Genomic DNA, 23,300 nt, shown 5'->3' with positions numbered 1-23,300 from the left:
GTTGTGGCACTCACACGTCGCCTTTTAATTGCCGGTGGGATGGCGATCCCGACGCTCTATTCGTTACCGCGTCTGGCTTCAGCATCCGCACCTCCCGAACCAGTAATCTGGCAAGGACAGGCATTGGGGGCACCGTCCAAAATCATACTCTATCATCCTGACCGAAGCGTAGCAGAACGTCTGATGCGCGAGAGTGTGCGTGAAGCTTTACGGCTTGAGGATATTTTCAGCCTTTATCAACCGGATAGCGAGCTTTCCCGGCTTAACCGTGCTGGTGCCTTGGCTTCACCCTCAAAGGATATGATTGATTTATTGACTATCTGCCGGGAGTGCTGGCAACAAAGTGATGGCCTTTTTGATCCGACAGTGCAGCCGCTGTGGAATTGTCTGAAGGCGCATTTTTCTCAGCCCCTGCCTGATCCCGCCGGACCGTCGCGTGCTGACTGGGAGACAGCGCTGACGAAGGTAGGCTTCGATCATGTCCTGTTCGACAGCAACCGCATTGTCTTTACGAAGCAATCCATGGCTTTGACCCTGAACGGCATTGCACAGGGCTACATCACCGACAGGATTACAGCCTTGCTCAAGGCGGGCGGCGTTGAACATGCCTTGGTCGATATGGGTGAATATCGCGCGATTGGCCACCAGCCGGACGGCAAGCCATGGCAAATCGCCATTGCTCAATTGGAAGCGGGTTCCAAAGTTGAAGCCTCCATTGATATTGCCGATCAGGGGCTTGCAACATCAAGTTTTTCAGGTTTTCAGTTTGAAGACAGCGGGCGCTTCAACCATCTTCTCAATCCAAAAACTGGCTATTCGGCTTCGCTCTACGAATATTTGACGGTGGTGAGCAATGATGCTGCGCGTGCCGATGCCTGGGCCACGGCTTTCAATCTAATGGGAGAACCGCAAATCAGCGCCGCGCTCGATCATCTTCCTGATATGTGGGTATTCGCACGTAGGCGCAATGGTGAGCATTTTAAACTGAATGCTCCGCCTGTCTTTCCCGTTTCACACTAATTCTAGCGGCTATCAGAGCCGGATCACATATTCCTTACGCGTGGTTTCGATCACTTCCCATGTGCCTTTAAGACCGGAGCGAATGACGAAGGCGTCGCCTGCTTTGAGCGTATGCACTTCACCGCTATCCTCTGTCAGCACCGAATGCCCCGACAGAATATGACAGAACTCCCATTCGTCATATTCCACCTGCCACTTGCCCGGCGTGCTTTCCCATATGCCTGCAAAGAGTTTGCCATCGGCAGTTTCTTCGAGATTCCATGTTCGGGAACGCGGATCCCCGGATAGGACGCGCTCTGGCAATGGCGCGCCCTCCTCCGGTTCAATGCCAGTCAAGTCGAAATCAACAAATCGACTCATACGTTCAAGCCTTTGCAAGTGCCTGTTCAATATCTGCAATTATGTCGTCTGCATCTTCAATGCCGATCGACAGACGCACAACATCCGGGCCAGCACCCGCCGCAACTTTCTGCTCGTCGCTCAATTGACGGTGGGTTGTGGAAGCCGGATGAATGACCAGAGAACGTGTATCACCGATGTTTGCCAGCAGAGAAAAAAGTTCGAGGCTGTCTACAAATTTGACGCCTGCATCATATCCATCCTTAAGACCAAATGTAAAAACAGAGCCCGCGCCCTTTGGCGCATATTTCTTCTGCAACGCGTTGAATTTATCATTGGGTAGCCCTGAGTAGCTCACCCATGAAACTTTCTCGTGGCTGTTCAGCCATGTTGCTACCTTAAGCGCGTTGTCGCTGTGACGCTGCATGCGCAGAGGAAGCGTTTCAACGCCGGTCAAAATCTGGAATGCATTGAATGGCGAAATCGAAGGCCCAAAGTCACGCAGACCAAGAACCCGCGCAGCAATCGCAAAGGAAATATTACCGAAGGTCTTATGGATTTCGAGGCCTGCATAGTCAGGACGCGGTTCTGTTAGAAGCGGATAATTGCCGGACTTAGCCCAATCGAAAGTTCCCGCATCGACGAGGATGCCACCCATTGAGTTACCATGCCCGCCAATGAACTTTGTCAGCGAATGCACAACAATATCGGCACCATGCTCAATCGGGCGCAGCAGATAAGGCGATGCTAAGGTGTTGTCGACGATCAGCGGCAAACCATGCTTGTGCGCCACTTCTGCAATGGCTGCAATATCTGTGACAATGCCGCCCGGATTGGCAAAGCTTTCAATGAAGATTGCGCGGGTTCGTTCATCGATATGCTTTTCAAAATCTGATGGATCGGTCGCTTCGGCCCAGCGCACCTGCCAACCGAAAGATTTGAAAGCCTGCCCAAACTGGTTCATCGACCCGCCATAAAGCTTGTTGGCGGCAACGAAATTATCGCCGGGCTGCAACAAGGCGTGAAAGATCAGGAGTTGCGCCGCATGACCCGAAGCAGTTGCAACTGCGGCAGTGCCGCCTTCAAGGGCCGCAATACGTTCTTCGAGAACCGCCGTGGTTGGGTTGGTAATGCGCGTATATATATTGCCGAAGGCCTGAAGACCAAACAAAGAAGCCGCATGGTCAGCATCTTCAAACACAAAGGATGTTGTCTGATAAATCGGCGTGGCACGCGCACCCGTTGTGGGATCAGGCTTTGCGCCTGCATGAATAGCCAATGTTTCAATACCGGGTGAGCGTTTGGACATGCGTTCCTCCTGAATGCCTGTGTCAAATAATATGACCGGACGTTAGGCGTTACATTGCAGAAAGCAAAGGAGGCTTTTGCGTGAAAATACGAAACAGCAGAAATTTATTCTACATTTTGGACCTGGCCTTAATGGGGCAGTCGTGGGTTAGAGGTAAGATTCCCTCAATTTTTACGTAACAAAAATAAGGTACTATAATACCTATGGCTTAAGCTATTGTTTTTATTTATTTTTTATTGTATCACTGTAAAAACAGCGCTTGACGGCGTGAGAAAACCTGTGTATCGACCCGCCCAGTGCATATGGAAGCCCGCTTTCATATGCTCTTAGGGTTGGCCGTCCTTATGATTGGCGCGACCAACACAAGCAACAAGAAAAGCCCGGATCGCAAGATCAGGGATTAAGTCAAGGAAGACTTCAATGGCAACTTTTTCTCAGAAGCCAGCCGAAGTGGTGAAGAAGTGGATTCTGATCGACGCAGAAGGTCTCGTCGTCGGTCGTCTCGCATCCCTCGTCGCCAATCGCCTGCGCGGTAAGCACAAAGCAACCTTCACCCCTCATGTTGACGATGGCGACAATGTCATCATCATCAATGCCGACAAGGTTGTTCTGACCGGCAAGAAATATACCGACAAGGTTTACTACTGGCATACCGGCCATCCAGGCGGAATCAAGGAGCGTACTGCGCGCCAGATTCTCGAAGGTCGTTTTCCAGAGCGCGTTGTTGAGAAGGCCATTGAGCGCATGATTCCGCGCGGCCCACTCGGCCGTCGCCAGATGAAGAACCTGCGCGTTTATGCAGGTGCAGAACATCAGCATGAAGCTCAGCAGCCTGAAGTGCTCGACGTAGCAGCGCTGAACCGCAAGAACAAAGGGAATGCATAATCATGGCTGAGCAGCTCAACTCGCTCGAAGAACTCGGCAGCATCGCATCTGCTTCTGCAGAAGCCGCTCCAGTTCACGTCCAGAAGATCGACGCTCAGGGCCGCGCTTATGCTACCGGCAAGCGTAAAGACGCGATTGCTCGCGTTTGGGTCAAGCCAGGTTCTGGCAAGATCACCGTCAATGGCAAAGAATTCGCCGCGTATTTCGCACGTCCGGTTCTGCAGATGATCCTGCAGCAGCCAATCGTTGCGTCAAACCGCGCTGGTCAGTTCGATGTTATTGCGACTGTTGTTGGTGGCGGTCTTTCCGGTCAGGCCGGTGCCGTTCGTCATGGCATTTCCAAGGCACTCACCTACTACGAACCAGGCCTTCGCACGGTTCTTAAGAAGGGTGGCTTCCTTACTCGCGATAGCCGCGTTGTTGAACGTAAGAAGTACGGTAAGGCCAAGGCTCGCCGTTCGTTCCAGTTCTCGAAGCGCTAATACGCTTCGGGCCAGTTCTCAAAGCGCTCATATTTATAGCTTTGGAATTACAGAAAAGCGGGTCTTCGGATCCGCTTTTTTGTTATCTAAAACCCAACGAGCAAACTGGAATCAATGCATGTCCTCTCAGCGCTTTGCCACCACCCCGCAGCCACCCTATTTCGTTGTCTCGTTTTCATCGCAGAGTTTTGGCGATGATGATAGCTATGGTGAAATGGCTGATCGCATGGCGGAACTTGCAGCAACACAGCCCGGCTATCTCGGGGTTGAGAGTGCGCGCGATGTAGAGGGCTTTGGCATCACCAACTCGTTTTGGACTGATGAAGAGAGCATCCGGGCATGGAAGCGCGAGGTGGATCATCTCGTGGCACAGAAGCTCGGTCGCAAGCAATGGTATGAAACCTATTGCGTACGTATCGCCCGCGTAGAACGCGACTATGGCTTTAACGCTAAAAATGCATAAGAAATCTCCCAATTTCGCTTATGAAGCGCTATGAGAGATGTGAAGCTATTCGGGAGCCGACCATGCCCAACAAGACTATCGACCATGCCTTCACCGCTCGCGGCCTGACAAGCGCTGCCACCGACCCCACCCATGCGGGTGTGCTGTCATTTATGCGGCGCGTCTATACGAAGTCGCTGAAAGATGCTGAAGCGGTCGTCTGGGGCATTCCTTTTGATGCTGCCGTATCCAATCGTCCCGGTGCGCGTTTTGGTCCGCAGGCAATCCGGCGTGCATCAGCCATTTTCGATAATGACCCGCAATATCCATTCAAACGTGATCTGTTCGAAAACCTTGCTGTTGTTGATTATGGCGACTGCCTGCTCGATTACGGCAATCATTACGAAACGCCCGCAACAATTGAGCGCGAAGCTGCAAAAATCCTCAAATCTGATACGTTTTTGCTCACCCTTGGTGGCGATCATTTCGTGACATGGCCGTTATTGAAGGCACATGCTGCAAAATATGGCCCGCTGGCACTCGTGCAGTTCGATGCGCATCAGGATACTTGGTTTGACGATGGCAAGCGTATCGATCATGGATCTTTCGTGGCACGCGCCGTGCGCGATGGCATTATAGATCCTCACCATTCGATCCAGGTCGGCATTCGCACGCATGCACCGGAAGATTGCGGCATCAAAATCATCTATGGCCATGAAGTTGAGGACATGTCGGCGCAAGCCATTGCCGATGAGATTCTGGAGCGCACCGCTTGCAATAAGACCTACCTGACGTTTGACATTGATTGTCTTGATCCGGCATTTGCACCGGGAACCGGCACACCTGTCGCAGGCGGTCCATCTTCCGCAAAAATGCTGTCGGTGCTGCGTAAGCTGACGGCGCTTAATTTTGTCGGCGCAGACGTCGTGGAGATTGCACCGGCCTATGATCATGCCGATATAACGGCAATCGCCGGAGCGACCATTGCGATGTATTATCTCGGATTGCTGGCTGAACAAAAATCCCGACGACGATAGATAGAGTATGCAGTTCAAAAACTGATTCAAGATGCTTAAAAACTGATTCCGATAGTGGTCGTAAATTACTGAATTCAAAAGGCAAAGCGCATGAAACCGAAAATCTTCATCGACGGCGAACACGGCACCACCGGTCTGCAAATCCGCAGCCGCCTTGCTGAACGCGACGATCTTGAAGTGATTTCCATTCCGGAAGCAGAGCGTCGCAACAAAGATTTGCGTGCCGACCATTTGCGTACTGCCGATATTGCCATCCTCTGCCTGCCAGATGACGCCTCAAAGGAGGCAGTTGCTCTGCTTGAAGGTCACAACTCGACCCGGATCATCGATACATCAACCGCACATCGTATTCACGCGGATTGGGCTTATGGCTTTGCTGAACTTGCCAAGGGCCAGCGTGAGCGTATTGCGGAAGCGCGTCTTGTCGCCAATCCCGGCTGCTATCCGACCGGCGCTATCGCGCTTGTTCGTCCGCTGCGTGATGCCGGTTTGCTCGGTGCTGAATATCCGATCAGCGTCAATGCGGTTTCCGGCTATACTGGCGGCGGCAAACAGATGATCGCGCAGATGGAAGACAAGAACCATCCTGAGCATATGACGGCCAATAATTTCCTTTATGGTCTGCCGTTGCATCACAAGCATGTGCCGGAACTACAATTGCATGGCCGTCTTGATCGCCGCCCGATTTTCAGCCCAAGCGTTGGGCGTTTCCCGCAGGGAATGATCGTGCAGGTTCCGCTTTTTGTGACGGAACTGGAAGGCCGGCCAACGTTAAAGGCAATTCATGAAGCGTTGGCCGCGCATTATGCCGATCAGGATTTTGTTGAGGTGGTTTCGCTCGATGAAAGCAACAAACTACCACGCGTCGATGCAGAAGAGCTTGCAGGCAAAGACGGCATGAAGCTTTTCGTATTTGGAACGGAAGGCGACAATCAGGTCAATCTCGTGGCGCTTCTCGATAATCTCGGCAAAGGCGCATCGGGTGCAGCCGTTCAGAATATGAACCTGATGCTTGGCAAAGCCTGATGACGGAAAAGCCGGTATTCCCTGATAAGTGGAACATCGGCTCTTATGAGCTATTGGCAAATACGCATTCAAGCCTCGTCTGGAAAGTCGAACGCAACGACGATCCGGGCGAGGCTTTTGTCATCAAGCAACTCAAACCAGCCGGAATGGAAGAATTACGTGGTGCGCATTATCTTGCGTGGCGCAACGGGCAAGGTGCAACAAAGCTCTACGATCTCAACGGCACATCAATGCTACTTGAATATGCCGGCAGTTATCATCTTGATGCGCATCTTAAAAATGGCAAAGACGATGAATGTCTTGCGATTTTGGGTGCGGTTTTGACTGCGCTGCATAAGCCTTCACCGTCACCTATTCCAACCGACCTGCAACCGCTGGAAAAGCATTTTTCGGGTCTGTTTACTGTCGCCAATGAGAGGCCGATTTATGCGCAAGCCGCCAAGCTTGCCAAACGCCTCTTGGCAATGCCGCATGAAGCAATCCCACTGCATGGTGACATTCACCATGAGAATATCATTTATGGGCCGCGTGGCTGGCTTGTCATCGATCCGCATGGGTTGATCGGTGAGGCAGCATTCGATGCTGCGAATATCTTTTATAATCCTCTGGATAGCGATGATCTGTGCCTCAATTCTGAACGGGCACAGCGTATGGCGGAGTATTTTGCCAAAATCCTCAAACGGCATCCCGGCCATATCCTCGACTATGCATTCGCCTATGGCTGTCTTTCAGCGGCATGGCATCTTGAAGATGGAAATGATGCAGATGAAGCACGCGAGCTGAAAATAGCCTCCGCGTTGAGACATCTGCGTCAGACTGCTTATTCTTTGTAAGCGCCCTTGGTTGCGCGCCAGTGTGCGACTGCAAAAGTTAGCACCATCAACGCCATAAATTGATGCGTCAGGCCGAGATCAAGCGGCACGCTCATCAGAAGCGTTATAATTCCGATGACGGCCTGCACCAGAATAAGCCCCAGCAAAACCAGCGTGCGACGCGCATGGGTGGTTCCTGCCGCATGTTTCCAAACCTGCACCATATGCAGGACGGCTAAAACTACGACCGTATAAGCAAACATGCGATGCACGAACTGCACGGTTTTCGGGTTCTCAAACAGATTAATCCACCATGGCGACTGAATGAACAGATCAGAGGGGATAATCGCACCATCCATCAACGGCCACGTATTATAGGTCAGGCCAGCATGAAGACCTGCAACAAGACCACCTAGATAAATCTGTACGAGCACCGCAAAGACCAGCCATCCTGCGAAACGCTGGATCGTGCGCTCTGCGGGTCGTTCGGTATATTTCACCAAACCACGGGCGATATAAAACACGGCAGTTATAATTAGGCATGCAGTCGTCAAATGAATTGCAAGACGATACTGGCTTACACTTGTGCGTTCGCTTAAGCCCGAAGCTACCATCCACCAGCCGATAGCGCCCTGAAACCCGCCCAATGCAAGCAGTCCGAGCATACGATATTTCAGCGTCGTGTTGAGGCGGCCAGTCAGCCAGAAAAAGGCGAGCGGAATAGCAACCAGAAATCCCACGAAGCGGGCCAGCATACGATGCGCCCATTCCCACCAGAAGATCGACTGGAATGCTTCCAGCGACATGCCTTTGTTGATCTGCTGATATTGGGGAATCTGGCGGTACTTATCAAATTCTTCCAGCCATTGCGCATGGCTCAATGGCGGAATAACACCGTGGATCGGCTTCCATTCCGTGATCGACAGGCCCGATCCGGTCATGCGGGTGGCACCGCCAACCATGACAATAGCGATGAGAACGACAAAAACCGCATAAAGCCAATAGCGGATCAGCCGACGATTCATCTCATCGCTGTGTCGAACGGAAACTGCCGTCATACCATCTCATCCTCAAATTCAGCATAGAGCGGTTCCTGTTTAAAAGGAATTGGAGGCGCAGCTCTATCTTTTTGTTTTTGCGTATTATCCTACGCAAAAGGCTCGCGCACTTTTGCTGGAAATGCTCCAAGGATACATGACGCATAGGCGACAGCGTTACAAGACAAGTTCACGCGACATGCGGACGCGTTTTCGCTTCCTTTGCGCCTGCTCACGAGCTAGTGATGACAAATATAAAGGAGAGTGACATGCCCGTTCGGCTGAAAAAACTCATAGGCACGTTTCTGCTGGTAGCCCTTGTGATCGTCTATGCAATCTTTGCAACGATCATTGCTGTGGCACAGCTTGCCAACTCGCCAGCCTGGGTGCATTTCCTTTATTTCCTGTTCACTGGTGTTCTTTGGGTTCTGCCTGCGATGGGCATCATCTGGTGGATGGCCCAGCCTCCGCGCCAGAAACGCCGTTGATGAAGGCTTTGCAGTGGTGACCAAAACAGCCCTGACACCACACCTCATTACAGATTACGCGCAATTGCTCGCAATCTGGGAAAAGCCTTCTGCAGTGCATGGCAATGCGCAAAGTTTCGAGTGGATCGATAGCTGGCGCAGGCATGTGAATGCCGACAGCTTCGTTGCAGGTCTGTTTGATGGCGACGTTGCGGTTCTGCTGCTGCCGCTTGAAGCGGTTAGAGTCAATGGTGTGCGTATCCTGCGTTATCCGGGTGGGAGCCACGCTAACTGCAATTTCCCATGGCTTGATGGCCTGGTCGATAAAGCAGCGCTCGACGCTCTTGTGTTGGCCATCCGAAAAGCGCGGCCTGATAGTGATGTACTGTCACTGACGCGGCAGTTGCCTTCACTGTGTGGTTGGAAAAATCCGCTTTTGCAGCTCGCAAGCAGCGAGAATTCCAATCCCGTTCTTGCTGCATCGCTTGATCAAGGCTTTGACGAGGTGCTTGAGCGAAGCAATGCCAAGCGGAAGCTTAAGAAACACCGCCAACATGGTAGGCGCTACGAAGAGGCAGGCGGATGGCGCATATTTCGTCCAAAATCGTGCGAGGAGACAGACCGAACACTGGATTTGTTTTTTGAACTTAAAGCGCATCGATTCCAGCAGATGGGGATCAGCGATCCGTTTGCGCCGGCGGAAATTCAGGCTTTTTTCAAAGACTATTACGGCAATGCAATCGAGGCGCAGAATGCGGGTTGCGAGCTGCAAGTCCTAGAGGTTAGCGGCAAAGTCCGCTCGCTCATTGGCAAGACTTTTTCCAAAGACGGTCCAACCGTTGAATTCAGCGCGATAGCTGACGACGAGTTGATGACTGCCAGTCCCGGTGAGTTTCTATTCTACGAGGACATGAAACGCAGTTGCGAGACGGACGTTCCGGTCTACAGCTTCGGGATCGGCGATGAACCCTATAAGCGCGAATGGTGCGATATTGAATCACACATCTACGACACCATCATTCCGCTATCCGTGAAAGGCAGAGCTTTCACAGTGCTGCAATCTGCACTAAGCAAAATTGTTGCTAAGGTGAAAGGAAATCCGCGCCTCTGGCAATTGGCCAAAGCGCTAAGAGCACGCTTGAAGCGCTTCTCAATTTGAATCCGATGAAAGCGCTATCTTATTGATTGGGAATCGAAATCAGGCGTTTGGCCGCGGTGCGTCACTCTCTGAATGCATTGGCTCTTCAGGATTACCCATCAGAATAATCACGTCTTCATAGCCGCCCTGATCCATATCAAGTGCAGCCATAACGACACGATTATCGTCAGGATCGACGATATTCATGATAATTGCCGCAGGCCCATCGGCGATACGGCGCAACTGGCGCGATGTGGACGGACCACATTCAACCACCACGAAATCATAGACCGTTTCAAGCGCATCCAGAATATATGGCAGGCGATCCGCCGAGCGCATTGCGCTTTCCGGCTCGACTTTGCCAAGCGGCATAACATGCGCCTGAGAATAATGATCCGTGTGGATGACATCATTGAAGCTGCGCTCACCTGCCAGCAGTTCAGTAATGCCTGCTCGATTGTAACCATCCAGCATTGCAAGACCAAGTATGCCATAGGCAGTCATGTCGATGAGAATAGCACGCTTGCCACGATCTGACAGTTCGCGCAGCAGTTTCACCGTGGCGGCTGATGCATCGTCACCTTCGGGCGACACGGCGATAACGCGTTTCAGTTTGCCTTCCACAAGACGGTCGGTAACGAATTGCACACTGTTTGGCGCGCTCGACACGAAAGGCGATTTCCAACGCTGCACTGGCTGCTCTTCTGGAACAAAGGCCATGTCAGTTGCCGCTTCAATCACCGGCATTTCAATTTCTTCGACGGTGGCAAAATGGCGTCCATCGGTGGTCACAAAAGCGCGTCCACTGAACAATTCACGTAACAGAACGAAAACCGAAAGCAGAAGCAGTCCTGCAACAAAAGTTGCGCTGACGATCGGCAGCGTTTTTGGATAATAAGGCACCGCAGGCGCATCAGCGCGCGAGAATATCCGTGCATCTGCCGGAACATAATTGCGGTCGGTACGCGATGCCGCTTCACGATAGCGCGTCAGATAGGTTTCAAGAAGCTGGCGCTGTGCAGCAGCCTCACGTTCAAGGGCGCGAAGCTCCACTTCCTGAGTGCCAGCCTGCGCAGCCTGTGCTTTTACGCGGTTTAATTCACGATTGAGTTCGTCCTCACGCAGCTTTGCAGCATTGACCTCGTTATTGAGGCTTGCGAGCAGCTTGCGCCCTTCTGCATTAATCTGCCGATCAAGATCAGTAAGCTGCGACCGCAAAGCCTTGATGCGCGGATGTCCCTCAAGCAAACTTACCGATAGATCTGCAATCTGCGAATTGAGTTCAATACGGCGTTCTGCAAGCCGCTGCATCATGCCGGATGCCACAACCGCTGGCAGCGTATCAACGGCAATGCCGGATGCCAGCGCCTGACGTACGCTCTCGGCGCGTGCCTCTGATGCGGCGCGATCAGCGCGCAAACGGGTTAGTTCAGTTGTGACTTCGGAGAGTTGCTGGACAGCAATCGTGCTGTTTGTCTGCCCAGTCAGAAGTCCTTGCGATGCACGATAATCGGCAACTTTCTTTTCTGAATCGCGGACCTTGCCGCGCAAATCTTCAATTTCCGGCGCAAGCCAGCCGGTTGCATCATCATTGGATTGCAGTTTTGCAGCGCCCTGCAATGCAATATAGGCGTCAGCCACCGCATTGGCGATGTCGGCTGCTTCTTTTGGGTTGCTGGAGGTATATTGCACAACGATCACGCGTGATCCGGTGACGTTGAAAACCTGCAAATTCTGGCGCAGCTTCTGCATAACGCGCTCTTCCGGTGTAAAGCTTGCAGGATCACTGCGCATGCCAAGCAGAATCAACACACGCGTCCAAGGCTTTATATTCGTTGAGGTAAATGCCGCATTATCGGCAAGCTTGAGCTTGTCCGAAACCTGCTTTAGCAAATCACGAGAGGTCAGAACCTCGACCTGGCTTTTCACCCCTTCCGGGTCCATCAGCGGACGTTCGTTCGTGGCTTCGCCATTGGGGCGTGTAAAAACGGATTCGCGCGATTCAATCAGAATACGTGTTTCAGCGCGATAATCGGGCGTAATAAAAAGGCAGATAACCCATACCAGAACAGCAAAAATAAACGCGCCACCGACAATCAATAGCCAATTGCGGCGCAAGCTCGCGAAGAGCGCACCAATATCAATATCTGCGTCTTTCGACAGGCTATCGACCTGAGACATTCCGATACTCCGCCCGATATTCCGCATATGCGGTTCCGAGCAATCACCCTCGCCTATTCATAGGAATCACGCCTACGGTATTAAGAAAAGTAAAGGAACAAGGTAACCAGAGCGTTAAGCTATTGCTCAAGAGCATCTCTCATCATGCGAAAGTTTTTTCGCCAGAATTGCCATTCTTTACCAGCCATTAACCTTAATCAATCGATAACGTCATTGTCAGCATTTGGATGTTTCAATCCGAATCTGCAATGGGGCAAGGCTTTTCGGAAGAGACCGAGGCGAAAATGACGATGCAGAAAACTCATAGAAAGCGCAGAGGCCATATGGTTCTTGTTGCGCTCGGCCTTGCGGCGATGACGCTTTCCGCATGCTCAAGCTATCGCCCTGCCCCGGCGGCTTTTCATGCCGCGTTGACCGAACCCTATCTGCTCAATGCCGGTGATCGCGTGCGCATTACCGTGTTTGAACAGGCAAGCCTTACAAACAATTACAGCGTCGATCAGTCGGGCTATATCGCATTCCCACTTGTTGGCAGCGTTCCGGCGAGCGGCAAGACGGTCAAGCAGCTGGAAGGCATCATCGCGTCAAAACTGCGCGGCGGCTATTTGCGCGATCCTGATGTAAGCGTGGAAGTCGACCGCTATCGTCCGGTTTTCATCATGGGTGAAGTGGGCGGTGCAGGCCAATATTCTTACGTGCCGGGCATGACCGTTCAAAAGGCAATTGCTGCGGCTGGTGGTTTCAGCCCACGCGCTAATCAGGAAAATGTCGATATTACCCGCACGATCAATGACAAGGTGATTACCGGTCGTGTGCTGATAACAGATCCGATCCTGCCGGGCGACACGATCTATGTACGCGAACGTCTGTTCTGATGGCGATAAATGTCTGATGAAGCTAGCGCCACGCCCTTACGGATCGTCCATTGTTTTCGCGAACCGACAGGTGGTTTATTCCGCCATGTCCGTGATCTCATCCGCATACAGGCGGCAAACGGGCATCAGGTCGGCATCCTCTGCGATGCAACGACGGGTGGGCCGCGAGAAGACTCTTTACTCGAAGAATTACGGCCCCTGCTTGCGCTGGGTATCCACCGCATCGCCATGCAGAGGCAAATCGGCATCAGCGATGTCAAAACAACCTACAAAGCCTATCGTATCATCAAAAAATTGCAGCCGGACATTTTGCACGGACATGGCGCCAAGGGTGGAGTTTATGCTCGTCTGTTCGGCTCAGCTCTACGGGTTTTTAAGTCTCGCGTAGCCCGTATCTATTCACCGCATGGCGGTAGCCTGCATTTCAACAGAAAAACGCGCCGTGGCTGGCTCGTGTTTTTCATCGAAAGACTGTTGGCACCATTAAGCGATGCGGTTCTGTTCGTTTCGAATTTTGAGAAACGAACCTATGAGGAAAAAGTCGGCAGGCCATATGATCTCCATTCGGTCATTTATAATGGCTTGTCGGATGAAGAATTCACTCCCACAACGCTTACTTTCGACGCTACAGATTTTCTGTTTATCGGCACCATGCGCGCCTTGAAGGGACCGGATTTGCTGATCCGCGCCCTTGCTGACCTTCGTGATAGTCAAAGCAAAAACTTCACCGCCACAGTTGTCGGTGATGGCTTAGAAAAGCCCGATTGCATTGCGCTTGCAAATGAATTCAATATGCAAAGCCAAATCCGCTTTTTGCCCGGCATGGCAGCCTGCGAAGCCTTTAGACTTGGCAGGGTCGTGGTTATTCCATCGCGTGCGGAAGCATTTCCCTATATCGTGCTGGAAGCACTTGCCGCAGGCAAAACCGTGATCGCCAGCAATGTTGGCGGTATCCCGGAAATCTTTGGACCGCACTCTCCTGCACTTGTTGACCCGATTGCTGAACTGCTTGCAGTGAAACTGCTTGCAGTCATGAATGACGAGAGCGAATTTCACACATTAATGCCCGATGTATCGCGTCTGCATGAGCGGTTCAGCGCCGAAGCAATGGCCCGTTCTATAGAATTGGTTTACCGTGAGGCACGTTCCTGACAATCTCGCAGCGATCATGAGTTTTTAATCAGCATTTCCTTAGGATTTGCGATTAAATATGATCGGGAGCTTGCGATAGTAGGAGCAAAATTGTGCGGAATAACGATATGCCTTCTCCGGTTGGTCCAGAAGAAAATCAGGCGAGTGACGCGCACGGCTCCAAGCCAAAAGAACAGATCGAACTGAATCCAATGGCGCGACAGATGGCGGCGCAATATGCGCGCGATACATTATCGCCCACCATGTTCAGCGGTGTCATACGTCTTATTGAATTCGCTATCATTCTCATAACGGGCATGTGTAGTTTTGCTTATTACGTAAGCTTCGACACGCCGCATCTTGTGTATTATTTCCTCGTCATAATCGTCAGCGGTGGCATGTTCGTGCTAATCATGGAAATGAACAATGGCTATCAGATCAATATTCTGCGCAGCCCAAGCCGCCATCTCAAACGTGTTTTCATGACCTGGGCAACGGTTCTGGGGCTTGTGGCCGTCTCGGGCTTTTTGTTCAAAGTTTCATCCGACTTCTCGCGTGCATGGTTCCTAATCTGGGCGATCAGCGGACTGGTTGTTTTGCTTATCTGTCGTCTCTTTGTTTCATGGCGCATCCGCAGCTGGGCGCGAAACGGCATTATGGAGCGTCGTGCGGTTATCGTTGGAGGTGGTCCGAATGCGGAAGCACTGATCCGCTCGCTCGAACAACAGGCAGATAACGACATTCGTATTTGCGGTATTTTCGATGACCGTTACGACAAGCGTTCTCCACCGGTGGTTGCAGGCTACCCAAAGCTTGGCAATATCAAGGAACTGATTGAATTTGCGCGGATTGCGCATATCGACATGCTGATCGTATCGCTGCCCATCAGCGCCGAAGAGCGTATTCTGATGATCCTCAACAAGCTCTGGGTTCTGCCTGTCGACATTCGCTTGTCAGCAGTCAACAGTCACCTTCGCTTCCGTCCCCGCGCCTATTCCTATATCGGCACTGTTCCGATGCTCGATATTTTCGATAAGCCGATCAATGACTGGGATTCAGTCGCCAAGCGCATTTTCGACATCGTTTTCAGCCTGTTAGGCATCATCTTTCTTTCGCCGGTCATGCTTGCAACGGCCATTGCCATCAAGATGGACAGCAAGGGGCCGGTGCTTTTTAAACAGAAGCGCCATGGCTTTAACAATGAAATCATCAATGTCTGGAAGTTCCGCTCGATGTATGCGGAGAAAAGTGACCCGACAGCCCGCAATGCCGTGACCAAGAATGATCCGCGTGTAACCCGCGTGGGGCGCTTTATTCGCAAAGCATCCATTGATGAACTGCCGCAGTTCTTCAATTCATTAACCGGCTCTTTGTCGCTTGTGGGGCCGCGTCCGCATGCGGTCGCGGCGCATTCGCATAATGTACTTTATCATGAAGTGGTTGATGGCTATTTCGCACGCCATCGGGTGAAGCCAGGCGTAACAGGTTGGGCACAGATCAATGGTTGGCGCGGTGAAATCGACAATGAAGACAAGATCATGATGCGCACGGAATATGATCTTTACTATATAGAAAACTGGTCACTCTGGTTCGATCTTAAAATCCTGTTTCTCACCCCGATCAGGCTTCTCAATACGGAAAACGCCTATTGAGTACGGTTGCCATAACCAGAGTTGCGGCCAATCGCGCTATCAATAAGCTGATCGCCAACGTTGCGATTGGCGTTGGCGTTTTTCTGCTTGGTTTCGTGATGAGCGAACCTGCGCCCTATGAACTTTACATGGTATTGCTTATTGCGCTAGCGCTGCTGTTAGGGATGCGGCTGACGCGAACCAGTATGGTTCTGTTGGCTTTGTTCGTCGTATTTAACTTCGGCGGCATGATTTCGGTCATGCAGATGTCAGATACAAAAGACGCGCCGCTCTACATTGCCGTATCACTGTTTCTGGCTTTCACGGCGGTATTCTTTGCAGCGATCATTGAGGCAGACTATCGGCGGCTGAAAACCATCTTCAATGCCTATCTTCTGATTGGCCTCGTGTCGTCGCTGTTGGGTATTGCGGGCTATCTTAATTTGTTTCCGGGTGCTGAAAACTTCACCCGATTTGGGCGCGCCATGGGCGGCTTCAAAGACCCCAATGTCTATGGGCCATTTCTTGTGCTACCCTTCACGTGGAGCATCTATCGCATAATGAAAGGCAATAGACGCGATTTACTCGTTTTTATGCCGATCTGTTGCCTGCTGACAATCGGCATTCTGGTTTCATTTTCACGCGCAGCATGGGCCATGGTGCCGCTGTCATTTCTGATCATTTTTGCATTTTTGTTTCTCCAAAGCACCAGCAATAAATTCCGCCTTCGCCTTGTCACCATCGGCCTGCTCGCCATTCTTGCAATTGCTCTCGCAATTATCTTGCTTCTGCAAATCCCGGAAGTGCGAACCTTCTTTTTTGAACGCGCACGGCTGGAACAAAGCTACGATAGCGCACGTCTTGGTCGCTTTGCGCGACATTGGTTGGGTATGTGGCTCGCAACAGAACATCCACTCGGAATTGGGCCGCTCGAATTTGGTCCGATGTTCGGTGAAGACACGCACAATATATGGCTGAAAGCCGTGCTTGATTATGGCTGGATAGGCTTTGTGAGCTTTATGATCCTCACCTTCCTGACATTGGCAATCGGTTTTAAACTGTTGTTCAGAAACCGACCCTGGCAGCCTTTTCTGCTCTGCGCTTATGCAACCTATCTCGGTCATGTGCTTATCGGCAACGTGATCGACACCGATCACTGGCGGCATTTCTATCTGCTATTCGGCATCATATGGGGATGTGCAGGGCTTGAGCATAAATATCAGCGCAATAATGCTGTATTATTGAATGGAAAAACGCATTGCAGCTCGTGATCTATACCGCGGCAGCCTTGTTCGAAATCGCCGGGTGCTTTTCCTTCTGGGCGTGGCTTAAACTCGACAAATCTCCGCTCTGGCTCGTTCCGGGTTTGATCTGCCTTGCTCTTTTTGCCTATTTTCTCACACTCATTGAGAGTGATAGCGCCGGTCGTGCCTATGCTGCCTATGGCGGCATCTACGTCATCGCATCCATATTATGGATCTGGGCGGCAGAAGGCATGCGCCCAGACCGTTGGGATATGATCGGGGCTGCAACCGCGTTTGTCGGTACGTGCATCATTTTGTTCACGCCGCGGACATGAGTGGATTATGAGATCTTGCTGAACTCAACAACGAAGTCACGGATGCCAGAAGCCAGAAATTGAACGGCCACACACGTCAGAAGAAAGCCCATGATTTTCGTGACTGCCTGCATTCCGTGATCACCAAGCACCTTCTCAATCCAGCCTGCCGACGACAGCGCAATATATGCAATAGCGACCATAATCGCGATACCGATGGCGATGACGACATGCCCAAGAATGCTGTGATCAGCCGGAATTTGGGACGAAAAGCCCATCACAACCGCAATTGAGCCGGGACCGGCAAGGCTTGGCATTGCCAGCGGAGAGAACGAGTAATCCAGATCAGCCTTTTTAATATCGGCCGGTGCTGCATCCACTTCCGATGATGTGTCTTCGCCTGAAAAAATCATGCGAAGTGCCAAAATCATAATGATAATTCCACCAGCAACGCGAATTCCCGGTAAAGATATACTGAAAAGCGCGATAATCCCGTTACCCAACATCATGAAAACGACGAGAATCGCGAAAGCATAAATGCAGGTTTTTCGTGCTTGCGCACGCTTGTGCTCTGGACTCATCCGGTTCGTCAGCGACATGTACAAAGGAATGGTCGTCAGGGGATTCATGATCGGTAAAAGCCCTATCACGACAAGCGATACATATTTCACTATTTCAGCCGATAAGTTCATTTGGCAAGCCTTATAGATCAAACGTTTTTCAATGACACAAACAATGATTTTTATAGCAAGCTAGCAATAAATAACATGCGTTGATTTTCAATTTTATTGTGAGCACACAAGTATGATTGATCCACTGCTAAAAAAGCGTTTAACTGACATTGTTTTAGAAGCAGCGAATTTTCATAATAATCTTTGAGAAGTTTATCTGAATATTTTTATCAAAACGGGATCGTTAACCGCCCCTTGTACGATCTTCGCCAAAAATAGTAAGCACTAATTGCCCCTGTTACGACAGGGGCATTTTTTATTCATGCGCCCGTCAAAGGCACATAAGAAACAAGCATCAATATTTGTATTTATTTTAGAAAAATGGTCGGAGCGGCGGGATTCGAACCCACGACCCCTTGACCCCCAGTCAAGTGCGCTACCGGGCTGCGCTACGCTCCGGACCATGAAAAAGCCCTAGGATATAAAGACTTGCGGTGCAAGGCCTATTTTCCATAAATGTGAAAATGGACACAGTTACACCGCTTACCGGTTCAGATTACGTGTTGCGGATCTGATAGGTTTCCGGAACGTAAAGATAACCCTCGCCTTGCCGTTTGAGATAAGCGAGCGAGGGAAATGGCATGTGATAACCGATGAATGGAATACGGTCTGTCGCAAGCATATCAAAAATTCGCTTTCTGGTTTCTGCCGCCATTTCCTTGTCAGCATCGAACGAGACGTGCCAGTCCGGACGCTGCAAGGTAATCACAGAGTGATTGGCCGTATCGGAGATCAGCATCAGTTGTTTGTCACCCGACTCAATGCGAAATGCCAGATGTCCAGGCGTATGGCCATAAGCCCCCACGGCATGAATTCCGGGAACAACTTCCTTGCCGTCATCAGTAAAGGTTGTCTTTTCAGCAAGCGGCTTCACATTCTTCTCGACCATCTGCGCGACAGTCTTAGCCGGACTTTCAAGACGTGCAGGATTAGTCCAGAAATCAAATTCTTTCTGCCCCGCCACATATCGCGCATTTGCAAAAGCCGGCTTATCGCCGTCCATCAGGCCGCCAATATGATCGGGATGGAAATGGCTAAGCACAACGAGCGACACGTCATCTGCCTTATAGCCCGATGCCTCAAGCGCACTGACTAGCCTGCCCTGCCCCTTGTCACGCGCGAGCGCTCCCATGCCGGTATCGAACAAAACCAACTCCTCACCCGTATTGATGAGAACGGGTGTGAAACTGTTCACAAAACGATCAGGCGGAAGCAGATTTTCCTCCAAAAGTGCCGCGACATCTTTCGGGTCCTGATTGATGGCATATGTTTTTTCCGGCGCTTCGCCCGCACGACGCCCATCAGAAAGCGTAGTTATCTCGAAATCACCGAACTGAAAGCGATGAAAGCCGGGGTTTTCGATCTTCGACACGGGCGTCTCCGCCTGTGATTGTGTGCTTTTAAATGGTGACAAGGCCACCCCACCACTCGCAGCAGAGGCCGCAACAATGAAATTTCGTCGTGAGATAGCCATCAATCGCTCTCCAGAATTGGTTGCAATGATTAAGGATAGCGTAAAAAGCCACTCGATCCAGTGCAGAGCAATCAAGTTTTCGTAGGACATGGGAAATTCTCAGGCTTGCGGCCTGAAAAAAATATCTCTATTTGTGAGTTGCGCGGGACGACCCGCGTCTGTGTTCGCATAGGGGACGGCCCCATTTAGGGGGTGTTCCGTGGCTGGACCTATCGATCAATTTGCTATTCGACCACTTGTCGAACTTGGTACACTGGGTGGCAGCAGATTGCCTTCACCAATTCTGCATTTTACATGCTGCTGACAGTGGCACTCGCTGGCGGCTTTCTTTTTTTTGCGTCACGCTGCAGTAGAATCGTTCCCGGACGCTGGCAGTCATCTGCAGAAATGTTGTACGAATTTATATCTGGAACGATCCGCGAAAATGCGGGCGAACACGGGATGAAGTTCTTTCCGCTGGTGTTCTCACTTTTCATGTTCATTCTCGTGGCGAACCTCATCGGCATGTTTCCTTATGCCTTCACGGTTACCAGCCAGCTTATCGTCACATTCGCGCTCGCAATGCTCGTGTTCCTAACCGTCACAATTTACGGACTGGTTCGCCACGGCTTCAAATTCTTTCGGCTATTTATGCCTGCTGGCGTCCCCGCAGTGCTCGCGCCGATTATCGTACCTATCGAGCTTATGTCTTACATTTCGCGCCCGATCAGTCATTCGGTGCGTCTGTTTGCTGTCATGCTCGCCGGGCACATCACGCTCAAAGTTTTTGCAGGATTCGTAATCGAGCTTGGCAGTCTCGGCACATTGGGCTTGATGTCGGCAATTCTGCCGCTCGCCATGACAGTAGCGTTGACAGCGCTTGAGTTGCTGATGGCAATCATTCAAGCCTATGTCTTCACCATGTTAAGTTGCATGTATCTGAACGACGCCCTGCACCCTTCTCACTGATTAATAATTTTACGAAAGGACGGCCTTTCGTTTTCACAAACATGGGACGGCCCATACCAAGGAGCACTAAAATGGCATGGATTTATCTCGCTATTGCCGGCGGCCTCGAAATCGTCTGGGCTTATTTCATGAAGAAGTCGGAAGGCTTTTCGCTGCTGACACCAAGCATCATTACAATCGTCACGATGATCGGCAGTTTCGCCTTGCTCTCCATGGCAATGCGCACCCTGCCACTCGGCACTGCTTACGCTATTTGGACGGGCATAGGTGCTGTGGGTGCCTTTATCGTGGGAATAGTCATTCTCGGTGAGGCAGCAACATTCTTCCGTGTTGCCAGCGTCACTTTGATATTGGCCGGCATTATCGGCCTGAAATTATCATCGACTTAGACCGAAAAACGAAAGGGAGGCGAAAGCCTCCCTTTTTAATTATCGAACCTGATCCAGCAGGCGCTTGCATTCAAGAAGATCAAAAAGTGCTTCCTGTAAAAGGCCACGATTATCCTTGGATGGACGCTTGCCGTCTGCACCGATCGGACCATCTTCCTCTCCCTTCAACAAGCCAAAGAGCTTGCGGGCAGGCTGAGGCGCTTTAATGCCATTTGGCAAAGCCATTTCGTTCTCGGCAGCATTTTCCAAGGCCTGCTTTTCAGCAGCAGCTTGTTTCTGGCGGGTGATCGCTTCAATGGCCTGCACATCGCCATTGCCAAGTGCGATAATAAACTGTGCGTTATTTTCGCGGAGCAGACGCTGCACGCCTTTGATCGTATAGCCCTGATCATAAAGAAGATGACGGATACCCTTGAGCAACTCCACGTCCAGTGGGCGGTAATAACGGCGCCCACCGCCTCGCTTCATGGGCTTGATCTGGGTAAAGCGTGTTTCCCAGAAACGTAATACGTGTTGCGGAAGATCGAGATCTTCTGCAACTTCGCTGATAGTCCTGAATGCATCAGGGCTTTTGTCCATCTGCTTGCCCTTTCCAGTGGTTCGGCTTCACCGTTCAGTGAGCCTGCCAGCCCAGATAGTTCAAATGGCAATCGACACGCTACGCAGTGCCAGCCAAAATATCATATTAATCGAACGCGTTTAACATAAAAATACTAAACGAAAAGCCCCTACTTATCGCTTCATCATATTAGAGAAACGAGTCGCCCGTTCGTTGATTATATAATAGCAGAACTTTATAAGCACCTGTTCAAATATAACAGGAAGCAACAGAAATTTCAGGCGTCTGTTACAAGTTCATCTTCAAAAAAACGAAAAAATCGCCCCGAAGAGCGATTTTATAAAAGCCAGAATATTTAGATTTTATCTTTTTAAAGCCGTCACTTAGCGGCTTTTGCACCACGCTTCTGGTGTTCCTGGAGGATGCGTTGTTTGAGAACGTTAGACGCTTTGAACGTCATGACGCGGCGTGGGAGAATTGGTACTTCCTCACCAGTCTTCGGGTTGCGTCCGATACGCTCATTCTTGTCACGAACCTGAAATGTCGCAAAGGACGACAGTTTCACAGTTTCACCGTTCACAATAGCATCACAGACTTCGTCGAGAATCATTTCGACCAAAGCCGCCGATTCTGTTCTGGACAAGCCTACCTTTCGGTAAACAGCCTCTGCCAGATCAGCGCGTGTGACCGTCTTACCTCCCATAACAGAACCTACCTGGTTAGCGTTTGAACAGATAATATCCTTAAGTGACAGGAGGTTACACAGATAACCGGGCTTCGGTCAAGCCGCGAGTTTCCTCGCGGCCTATCAATTTTCTAATTACCAGCGCAACAAAACCGCGCCCCATGTAAATCCGCCGCCCATAGCCTCCAGAAGAACGAGGTCACCCTTCTGGATCCGGCCATCAGCAACAGCGGTTGCGAGTGCGAGCGGAACCGATGCCGCAGAGGTATTTCCGTGCTTATCCACGGTAATAACCACCTTTTCCTCAGCAATATTGAGCTTTTTTGCCGAAGCATCAATAATACGCTTGTTAGCCTGATGCGGTACGAACCAATCAATATCGTCTGCAGTCAGGCCTGTTTCTTCAAAAGAAGCTTCGATCACATCGGTAATCATACCGACAGCATGTTTGAAGACTTCACGGCCTTCCATGCGCAGATGACCAACTGTCTGCGTTGTAGATGGTCCACCATCAACAAACAGCTTTTCCTTGTGATTGCCATCCGAGCGCAGGTTTGCGGTCAGAATACCGCGATCCGATGTCAGGCCCTTACCTTCTGCCGACTCAAGCACAAGAGCACCTGCTCCGTCGCCGAACAGCACGCAGGTCGTGCGGTCATTCCAATCGAGAATGCGCGAGAATGTCTCTGCACCAATGACCAGAACACGCTTGGCCATACCACCGCGAATATAAAGATCAGCGGTCGTTATTGCATAGATGAAGCCGCTGCAAACGGCCTGCAAATCGAAAGCGAAGCCGGTAGTGATGCCAAGCTCACGCTGGATTTCGACCGCACTTGCCGGAAAAGTATGGTTTGGTGTCGAGGTAGCAACCAGAACCAGATCAATATCGGAAGCCTGAAGACCTGCATTTTCCAATGCTGCACGTGCAGCCGCAGCACCCAGTGATACAGTCGTTTCGCCTTCGCCCGCTATGTGACGCTGGCGAATGCCAGTGCGCTGAACGATCCACTCGTCAGAGGTTTCAATCACGCCCGTAAAGTCGGAGTTCCTCATGATCCGCTCAGGAAGAGCAGACCCAATACCTCTTACGACAGATCTTATCATCGTTTTTTCCCGTCTTGCGTGACTGCGGCAGACTTTG

General features: G+C 51.1%; 24 protein-coding genes, 1 tRNA gene and 1 pseudogene. 16 read left to right on the top strand and 10 right to left on the bottom strand.

The window, feature by feature from the left end; all coding sequences use genetic code 11:
- Positions 1–3: 3 nt before the first annotated feature.
- Positions 4–1,020, top strand: coding sequence for an FAD:protein FMN transferase (locus CEV31_RS10195; RefSeq protein ID WP_094506950.1), 1,017 nt, complete (start codon positions 4–6; stop codon positions 1,018–1,020).
- 12 nt (positions 1,021–1,032) lie between these two features.
- Here CEV31_RS10195 and CEV31_RS10190 read toward each other — a convergent pair whose 3' ends face one another.
- Both CEV31_RS10190 and CEV31_RS10185 read right to left on the bottom strand, forming a co-directional pair.
- The gene (locus CEV31_RS10190; RefSeq protein WP_094506949.1) at positions 1,033–1,380 is read right to left on the bottom strand and encodes a cupin domain-containing protein; all 348 of its coding nucleotides are present in this window, start codon (positions 1,378–1,380) and stop codon (positions 1,033–1,035) included.
- A gap of 4 nt (positions 1,381–1,384) precedes the next feature.
- Entirely contained in the window at positions 1,385–2,668 is a 1,284-nt protein-coding gene (locus CEV31_RS10185; protein ID WP_094506948.1) for an O-acetylhomoserine aminocarboxypropyltransferase, read from the bottom strand.
- A 420-nt stretch (positions 2,669–3,088) separates the two neighbouring features.
- Between CEV31_RS10185 and rplM the strand changes: the two genes are divergently transcribed.
- The 6 genes from rplM (at position 3,089) to CEV31_RS10155 (ending at position 7,373) form a co-directional block, all read left to right on the top strand.
- Positions 3,089–3,553 (top strand): 50S ribosomal protein L13, encoded by a 465-nt coding sequence (rplM, locus tag CEV31_RS10180; RefSeq protein ID WP_094506947.1) that lies wholly within the window; start codon positions 3,089–3,091, stop codon positions 3,551–3,553.
- Positions 3,554–3,555: 2 nt separating this feature from the next.
- On the top strand, positions 3,556–4,035 hold the full coding sequence (gene rpsI / locus CEV31_RS10175; protein ID WP_094506946.1) for a 30S ribosomal protein S9: 480 nt from the start codon (positions 3,556–3,558) through the stop codon (positions 4,033–4,035).
- Between the two features lie 118 nt (positions 4,036–4,153).
- On the top strand, positions 4,154–4,498 hold the full coding sequence (locus tag CEV31_RS10170) for an antibiotic biosynthesis monooxygenase family protein (protein WP_094506945.1): 345 nt from the start codon (positions 4,154–4,156) through the stop codon (positions 4,496–4,498).
- Positions 4,499–4,560: 62 nt separating this feature from the next.
- A complete protein-coding gene (gene speB / locus CEV31_RS10165; protein ID WP_094507312.1) occupies positions 4,561–5,514 on the top strand; it encodes an agmatinase in 954 nt (317 codons plus the stop codon).
- Between the two features lie 90 nt (positions 5,515–5,604).
- Positions 5,605–6,540, top strand: a complete 936-nt coding sequence (gene argC, locus CEV31_RS10160) for an N-acetyl-gamma-glutamyl-phosphate reductase (protein WP_094506944.1) — start codon at positions 5,605–5,607, stop codon at positions 6,538–6,540.
- Entirely contained in the window at positions 6,540–7,373 is an 834-nt protein-coding gene (locus CEV31_RS10155; protein WP_094506943.1) for an aminoglycoside phosphotransferase family protein, read from the top strand. The genes argC and CEV31_RS10155 overlap by 1 nt, the downstream gene beginning before the upstream one ends.
- Here CEV31_RS10155 and CEV31_RS10150 read toward each other — a convergent pair.
- Positions 7,361–8,410, bottom strand: a complete 1,050-nt coding sequence (locus CEV31_RS10150) for a COX15/CtaA family protein (RefSeq protein WP_094506942.1) — start codon at positions 8,408–8,410, stop codon at positions 7,361–7,363. The two genes, CEV31_RS10155 and CEV31_RS10150, sit on opposite strands and share 13 nt — an antisense overlap.
- Before the next feature lie 248 nt (positions 8,411–8,658).
- Here CEV31_RS10150 and CEV31_RS10145 point away from each other — a divergent pair, with 248 nt between their 5' ends.
- Positions 8,659–8,877, top strand: coding sequence for a DUF2842 domain-containing protein (locus CEV31_RS10145; protein ID WP_094507311.1), 219 nt, complete (start codon positions 8,659–8,661; stop codon positions 8,875–8,877).
- A gap of 16 nt (positions 8,878–8,893) precedes the next feature.
- Complete coding sequence (locus CEV31_RS10140) at positions 8,894–10,015, top strand: GNAT family N-acetyltransferase (protein WP_094507310.1); 1,122 nt, start codon at positions 8,894–8,896, stop codon at positions 10,013–10,015.
- A 39-nt stretch (positions 10,016–10,054) separates the two neighbouring features.
- Here the strand turns inward: CEV31_RS10140 and CEV31_RS10135 are convergent, their stop codons facing one another.
- Complete coding sequence (locus CEV31_RS10135) at positions 10,055–12,175, bottom strand: GumC family protein (RefSeq protein ID WP_094506941.1); 2,121 nt, start codon at positions 12,173–12,175, stop codon at positions 10,055–10,057.
- 290 nt (positions 12,176–12,465) lie between these two features.
- Between CEV31_RS10135 and CEV31_RS10130 the strand changes: the two genes are divergently transcribed.
- The 5 genes from CEV31_RS10130 (at position 12,466) to CEV31_RS10110 (ending at position 17,391) form a co-directional block, all read left to right on the top strand.
- Positions 12,466–13,050 (top strand): polysaccharide biosynthesis/export family protein, encoded by a 585-nt coding sequence (locus CEV31_RS10130; protein ID WP_169717331.1) that lies wholly within the window; start codon positions 12,466–12,468, stop codon positions 13,048–13,050.
- Between the two features lie 9 nt (positions 13,051–13,059).
- Complete coding sequence (locus CEV31_RS10125; protein ID WP_094506940.1) at positions 13,060–14,202, top strand: glycosyltransferase; 1,143 nt, start codon at positions 13,060–13,062, stop codon at positions 14,200–14,202.
- Positions 14,203–14,294: 92 nt separating this feature from the next.
- Positions 14,295–15,833, top strand: coding sequence for an undecaprenyl-phosphate glucose phosphotransferase (locus tag CEV31_RS10120; RefSeq protein WP_374846880.1), 1,539 nt, complete (start codon positions 14,295–14,297; stop codon positions 15,831–15,833).
- Positions 15,830–17,083: an O-antigen ligase family protein gene (locus tag CEV31_RS10115; RefSeq protein ID WP_328587689.1), complete on the top strand. Its 1,254-nt coding sequence runs from the start codon at positions 15,830–15,832 to the stop codon at positions 17,081–17,083. Before CEV31_RS10120 ends, CEV31_RS10115 begins: the two co-directional genes overlap by 4 nt.
- Positions 17,071–17,391, top strand: coding sequence for a YnfA family protein (locus CEV31_RS10110; protein WP_094506938.1), 321 nt, complete (start codon positions 17,071–17,073; stop codon positions 17,389–17,391). Before CEV31_RS10115 ends, CEV31_RS10110 begins: the two co-directional genes overlap by 13 nt.
- A 5-nt stretch (positions 17,392–17,396) precedes the next feature.
- Here CEV31_RS10110 and CEV31_RS10105 read toward each other — a convergent pair whose 3' ends face one another.
- The 3 genes from CEV31_RS10105 to CEV31_RS10095 all read right to left on the bottom strand — a co-directional run bounded on the left by CEV31_RS10105 (position 17,397) and on the right by CEV31_RS10095 (position 19,575).
- Positions 17,397–18,062 carry a MarC family NAAT transporter gene (locus CEV31_RS10105; RefSeq protein ID WP_094506937.1) on the bottom strand — a complete coding sequence of 222 codons (666 nt, stop codon included), beginning with the start codon at positions 18,060–18,062 and terminating at the stop codon, positions 17,397–17,399.
- 361 nt (positions 18,063–18,423) lie between these two features.
- Positions 18,424–18,500, bottom strand: a tRNA-Pro gene (locus tag CEV31_RS10100).
- Positions 18,501–18,597: 97 nt separating this feature from the next.
- Positions 18,598–19,575: an MBL fold metallo-hydrolase gene (locus CEV31_RS10095; RefSeq protein WP_094507308.1), complete on the bottom strand. Its 978-nt coding sequence runs from the start codon at positions 19,573–19,575 to the stop codon at positions 18,598–18,600.
- A gap of 199 nt (positions 19,576–19,774) precedes the next feature.
- Between CEV31_RS10095 and CEV31_RS10090 the strand changes: the two are divergent.
- A pseudogene (locus CEV31_RS10090) lies at positions 19,775–20,523 on the top strand (F0F1 ATP synthase subunit A).
- Between the two features lie 71 nt (positions 20,524–20,594).
- Entirely contained in the window at positions 20,595–20,912 is a 318-nt protein-coding gene (gene sugE, locus CEV31_RS10085; protein ID WP_094506936.1) for a quaternary ammonium compound efflux SMR transporter SugE, read from the top strand.
- A 39-nt stretch (positions 20,913–20,951) separates the two neighbouring features.
- On the opposite strand, the gene CEV31_RS10080 is transcribed toward sugE, so the two are convergent.
- The 3 genes from CEV31_RS10080 to CEV31_RS10070 all read right to left on the bottom strand — a co-directional run bounded on the left by CEV31_RS10080 (position 20,952) and on the right by CEV31_RS10070 (position 23,263).
- Complete coding sequence (locus CEV31_RS10080; RefSeq protein WP_094506935.1) at positions 20,952–21,491, bottom strand: MerR family transcriptional regulator; 540 nt, start codon at positions 21,489–21,491, stop codon at positions 20,952–20,954.
- 359 nt (positions 21,492–21,850) lie between these two features.
- Entirely contained in the window at positions 21,851–22,174 is a 324-nt protein-coding gene (locus tag CEV31_RS10075; protein WP_094506934.1) for an integration host factor subunit alpha, read from the bottom strand.
- 117 nt (positions 22,175–22,291) lie between these two features.
- Positions 22,292–23,263, bottom strand: coding sequence for a beta-ketoacyl-ACP synthase III (locus CEV31_RS10070; protein ID WP_094506933.1), 972 nt, complete (start codon positions 23,261–23,263; stop codon positions 22,292–22,294).
- Between the last annotated feature and the right edge of the window lie 37 nt (positions 23,264–23,300).

The organism is Brucella thiophenivorans, assembly GCF_002252445.1.
GTDB lineage: Bacteria > Pseudomonadota > Alphaproteobacteria > Rhizobiales > Rhizobiaceae > Brucella > Brucella thiophenivorans.
This window is presented reverse-complemented; position numbering and strand designations above follow the sequence as displayed.